Origin of the sequence: Nonomuraea sp. NPDC059023 (assembly GCF_042740095.1) — a bacterium.
Lineage (GTDB): Bacteria > Actinomycetota > Actinomycetes > Streptosporangiales > Streptosporangiaceae > Nonomuraea.
Genome location: NZ_JBHYIO010000106.1, coordinates 1 through 4,968 on the forward strand (window position 1 = coordinate 1; position 4,968 = coordinate 4,968).

A 4,968-nucleotide genomic window follows, 5' to 3' on the forward strand; every position below is an offset into this window, starting at 1 on the left:
GTGGGCGATCCGGGGGTGGGCGATCCGGGGGTGGGCGATCCGGGGGTGGGCGATCCGGGGGTGGGCGATCCGGGGGTGGGCGATCCGGGGGTGGGCGATCCGGGGGTGGGAGGGGGTGAGTGGGGTGGTTGGGTGGGGTGGGGTGGAATCGGGTGGGGGGCTGGGTGGTTGGGGTCTTGGGCGGGTGAGCTGGGCGTGTTACGTGAACAAGCGATTGTGCGAGGGCTCATAATGGAGGACGTGACAACGCGAAAGAACTCCGGCGCGACCGCCACCCCGGCCAAGCGCCAGCGCGCGACCTCGTCCGGCTCGGCCTCCGAGCGCCGTGACCACCTCGTGAAGCTCGCCGCGGAGCTCTTCGCGCGCAAGGGCTTCCAGGCCACGACCGTGCGCGAGATCGCCGACGAGGCCGGGATCCTCTCCGGAAGCCTCTACCACCACTTCGACTCCAAGGAGACGATCGTCGACGAGGTGCTCTCCACCTTCCTCGACGACCTCATCGCCCGCTACCGCGCCGCGCTCGAGTCCGGCGGCGAGCCGCGGGCCGTGCTCTCCGAGATGGTGCGCATCGGCTTCGGCACGCTGGAGCCCCACCGCGCCGCGATCACCGTCATGCAGAACGACTGGAACTACCTGCGCCAGTTCGAGCGCTTCAACTACCTCGTCAAGGCCGAGGACGAGGTCGAGCAGATGTGGGTGGCGCAGATCAAGGCGGGCCAGGCGGCGGGGCAGTTCCGCGGCGACGTCGATCCCAAGCTCACCTACCGGATGATCCGCGACACGATCTGGGTGGCGGTGCGCTGGTTCCGGCCCGGCGGCAGGCTCAACACGACGGGCCTGGCCGAGCACTACATCACCGTGCTGTTCGACGGCCTGGCCACGGGCGAGCGCACCACGCAGAAGGCATGAGCCTCCGCAAAGCCGTCCGCTTGGCGCTGCAGGAGGTGGCCGACGCCGCCAAGGCGCCACAGATGCAGCGCTACATGAAGTCGGAGATGCCGTTTCTCGGGGTGTCGGCCGGGCCCCGCCGTACCGCGCTGAAGAGGGTTTTCGCCGCGCATCCGCTGGACGGCGCGCCCGAGTGGCGGCGGGCGGTGCTGGAGCTGTGGCGTGAGGCGGAGTTCCGCGAGGAGCGCTACGCCGCGATCGAGCTGTCCGGCTACCATCTCTACCGCGAGCACCAGACGCTCTACACGGTGCCGATGTACGAGGAGATGGTGGTCACCGGCGCCTGGTGGGACCTGGTGGACGAGATCGCCACCCACCGGGTCGGCGGGCTGCTGGCGGCCTTCCCCGACTCGATGCGCCCGCTCATGCTGCAGTGGGCCGGCCAGCCGGATCTGTGGAAGCGCCGGACGGCGATCCTGTCGCAGAACCGGTTCAAGCAGCGCACCGACACCGCCCTGCTGTTCGCGTGCATCGAGCCGAGCCTGTCGGACAACGACTTCTTCGCCCGCAAGGCCATCGGCTGGGCGCTGCGCGAGTACGCGAAGGTCAGCCCGCGCGAGGTGGTGCGCTACGTCCAGGCCAAGGGCATCTCCGGCCTGAGCCGGCGCGAGGCGCTCAAGAACATCGCTAGCGAGTCCACAACGCCTCCTGCACCGCCTGCACCAGGGCCATCAGCCCAGGTGTGACGCCTTCGCCGCGCCAGGCCAGTCCGTAGGTCAGGCGCAGGTCGGCCCCTTCCAGCGGGACGAACCTGACGTCCTCCCTCCGTACGGTCCTGGCCACGAGCTGCGGGATCGGCAGCAGCCCGGCCCCGGCGGCGACCAGGTCGAGGGCGGCGGCGTAGTCGTCCTCGGCCACCTGCCGATGCCGTCCCGGCAGCCCCTCCAGCCGCCCGCCTGGCACGAGCAGGTCCTGCCCGCTCAGTTGCTCGGCCAGCACCCGGTTACGCCACGGATGATCAGCCGGTACGGCCAGCCGATCCACCGTCACGTGAAACCGCGCCCCCGTGGTGAACCTGGCCGGGGCGGGAAAGGCGACGAGGGCCGCCGACACCCGCCCCTCGTCGAGCGCCTGGGCGGCGGCGGCCCGCCCGGCCGGGCGGAGCTCGACGGCGAGGGACGGGCCGCGGGCCGCCAGCCGCCGCACGATCCGCGCCGCCAATGCCCCGGCAAGCGGTGGATAAGCGAGATGGATGACGGCCTGGGTCAGCCGGGCCGCCTCGTCGGTGAAGCCGTCGACCGCGGCCAGCACCTGCTCGGCCTGCGCGAGCAGGGCCGCACCGGCGGCGGTCAGCCGTACCTCGCGGGCACTGCGCTCGAAAAGCTGGAGGTGGAGGGCGTTCTCCAGCCGGGTGATGGCCTGGCTCATGGCGGGCTGCGACATGCCCAGGTCGGCGGCGGCCCGCGAGAAGCTGAGCCGTCCGGCCACGCGGGCGAAGCAGTGGATCTCCTTGAGCATAAGCAGCACAAATAGATGATGCATCACTGCGGAGATCGAAGGCACGATCCAGAGGTCTTCGTCACCGGCTTGGGAGCAGTGAAATGTCCACCGTGCTCGGATATCCCCGCATCGGCCCGAACAGAGAGCTGAAGCGCGCCCTGGAGTCCTACTGGGACGGGCGCACCACGCGCCGGGACCTTGAGGAGGAGGGCGCCCGGCTGCGGGCCGCCACCTGGGGCCGCCTGGCCGGGCTGGGGCTCGGGGAGCTGCCGTCCAACACGTTCTCGTTCTATGACCAGGTGCTCGACACCGCCGTGCTGCTCGGCGCGGTGCCGGAACGTTATCTCGCCGCCGAGGACCCCTATTTCGCCATGGCACGCGGCACCGACGGGCTGGCGCCGCTGCGGATGACCAAGTGGTTCGACACCAACTACCACTACATCGTGCCGGAGATCGGCCCTGAGACCGTCTTCGAGCTCGACGCCGCCAAGCCGCTGGCGGAGGTGCGGGAGGCGCGTGCGCTCGGCCACGAGACGCGGCCCGTGGTGGTGGGCCCGGTGACGTTCCTGTCGCTGTCCGGGGCGCTGGAGCGGCTGGAGGACGTGCTCGGCCCCTACGAGGAGCTCCTGGCCGCCCTGGCGCGCGAAGGGGTGGCCTGGGTGCAGCTCGACGAGCCCGCGCTCGTCACCGACCTCACCCCCGCCCAGCTCGACGCGGTCCGCGCCGCCTACGCCAGGCTCGGCGCCGCGCCCGAGCGGCCCAAGATCCTCATCGCCTCCTACTTCGGCGACCTGGGCCCGGCCCTGCCCGCGCTGGCCGCGACGCCGGTCGAAGGCATCGGTCTCGACCTGGTCCGCGGGTCCGTGCCCGAGATCGCGCTGGAGGGCAAGACCGTCTTCGCGGGCGTCGTCTCCGGCCGCGACGTCTGGCGCACCGACCCCGGCCGCGCCCTCGCCAGGCTCCGGGGCGTACGCGCCGGCCGGGTCGTGGTGAGCACCTCCTGCTCGCTGCAGCACGTTCCCTACGACGTCGCCGCCGAGGACGGTCTCGAGCCCGCCCTCGTCGCCCGGCTGGCCTTCGCCGAGCAGAAGGTGGCCGAGGTGGTCGAGCTGGCCCGCCTGCTGGCGGACGGCGCCGCCGTACCCTTTGACGAGGTTCCCGTCGCGGCGGCGAGCGCCACCCATGAGGTACGGCCGGCCCGCAGCCCCTACCCCGTGCGGGCGGCGGCGCAGGCCGGGCACCTCAAACTGCCCCCGCTGCCGACCACCACGATCGGCTCGTTCCCGCAGACCGGCGAGCTGCGCGCGGCCCGCGCCGGCGTCGTGGCCGGCGCGCTGGCGGCGGACGACTACGAGAAGCTCGTCGAGCGCGAGATCGAGCACGCCATCCAGGTGCAGGAGGATCTCGGCCTGGACGTGCTCGTGCACGGCGAGCCCGAGCGCAATGACATGGTGCAGTACTTCGCCGAGCACCTCGACGGCTTCGCCGTCACCAAGAACGGCTGGGTGCAGTCCTACGGCTCGCGCTGCACCCGCCCGCCGATCATCCACGGCGACGTACGGCGCCCGGCGCCCATCACCGTGCGCTGGGCCACCTACGCGCAGTCGCTGACCGATCGCCCCGTCAAGGGCATGCTGACCGGGCCGGTGACGATCGTGGCCTGGTCGTTCGACCGCGACGACCTGCCGCAGCGCGACGTGGTGCTCCAGGTGGCCGACGCGATCGCCGAGGAGGTGCGCGACCTGGAGGCGGCCGGGCTCTCCGTCATCCAGGTGGACGAGCCGGCCCTGCGTGAACTGCTGCCGCTGCGCGCCGTCGAGCAGCCCGCGTACCTGGAGTGGGCGGTGGCCGCCTACCGCAGGGCCACGTCGGTGGTCGCCGACCGCACGCAGATCCACACGCACCTGTGCTACTCCGACGCCGACCAGATCCTGGCCGCGATCGACGGCCTGGACGCCGACGTCACCACCATCGAGTCGGCCCGATCGGGACGGCGCATCCTGGACGCGGTGAGCGGCTACGCGCGCGGTCTCGGGCCGGGCGTCTACGACATCCACTCGCCGCGGGTGCCGTCGGCCGACGAGGTCGAGGAACGGCTGGCCGCCACCCTGAAGGTCCTGCCCGGCGACCGGGTGTGGGTGAACCCGGACTGCGGCCTGAAGACCCGGACGTACGCGCAGGTGGAGGCGTCGCTGGGCAATGTGGTCGAGGCGGCCCGCCGCGTGCGCGCCACGCTCTGACGGGGCTCAGCCGGTGGCGTGGAGGCGCCGGAAGTCGTCGAGGTTCTGGCGGTAGTGGGCCAGGTCGGCTTCCAGCGCCTCCCGGGTGAAGCGTTCGGGGTTCTCGCGGTGGACGGTCCTGCCCGCCGGGGTCCAGAAGGCGTCGGCGGGCGCGCGGTCGGCGCCGATGGGGACGAAGCGGAGGGCTTCGGCCACCGCGTCGGCCGCCAGCTCCCATCCGGCGACGACGCTCTCGTAGGCGTCGTCGCCCGCGGGTGCCGCGGCGTACTAGACGGCCTAGGCGAGGGGGCCGCGCGCGGGGGAGCCCGCGACCACCACCCCCTGCCCCGCGTCGATCAGA

Annotated in this window: 5 protein-coding genes; 3 read left to right on the forward strand and 2 right to left on the reverse strand. The window is 72.3% G+C overall.

All coding sequences use genetic code 11. The features are described from left to right. Positions 1-231: 231 nt before the first annotated feature. Positions 232-909, forward strand: coding sequence for a TetR/AcrR family transcriptional regulator (locus ACFWYW_RS58825; protein WP_221340958.1), 678 nt, complete (start codon positions 232-234; stop codon positions 907-909). Then, positions 906-1,634: a DNA alkylation repair protein gene (locus tag ACFWYW_RS58830; RefSeq protein ID WP_379625082.1), complete on the forward strand. Its 729-nt coding sequence runs from the start codon at positions 906-908 to the stop codon at positions 1,632-1,634. Before ACFWYW_RS58825 ends, ACFWYW_RS58830 begins: the two co-directional genes overlap by 4 nt. On the opposite strand, the gene ACFWYW_RS58835 is transcribed toward ACFWYW_RS58830, so the two are convergent. After that, the gene (locus ACFWYW_RS58835) at positions 1,576-2,406 is read right to left on the reverse strand and encodes a LysR family transcriptional regulator (protein ID WP_379625090.1); all 831 of its coding nucleotides are present in this window, start codon (positions 2,404-2,406) and stop codon (positions 1,576-1,578) included. The genes ACFWYW_RS58830 and ACFWYW_RS58835 overlap by 59 nt on opposite strands. A gap of 83 nt (positions 2,407-2,489) precedes the next feature. Between ACFWYW_RS58835 and metE the strand changes: the two genes are divergently transcribed. Continuing rightward, positions 2,490-4,628 (forward strand): 5-methyltetrahydropteroyltriglutamate--homocysteine S-methyltransferase, encoded by a 2,139-nt coding sequence (gene metE, locus ACFWYW_RS58840; RefSeq protein ID WP_379625080.1) that lies wholly within the window; start codon positions 2,490-2,492, stop codon positions 4,626-4,628. Positions 4,629-4,634: 6 nt separating this feature from the next. Here metE and ACFWYW_RS58845 read toward each other — a convergent pair whose 3' ends face one another. Then, positions 4,635-4,823, reverse strand: a complete 189-nt coding sequence (locus tag ACFWYW_RS58845) for a hypothetical protein (RefSeq protein ID WP_379641460.1) — start codon at positions 4,821-4,823, stop codon at positions 4,635-4,637. Between the last annotated feature and the right edge of the window lie 145 nt (positions 4,824-4,968).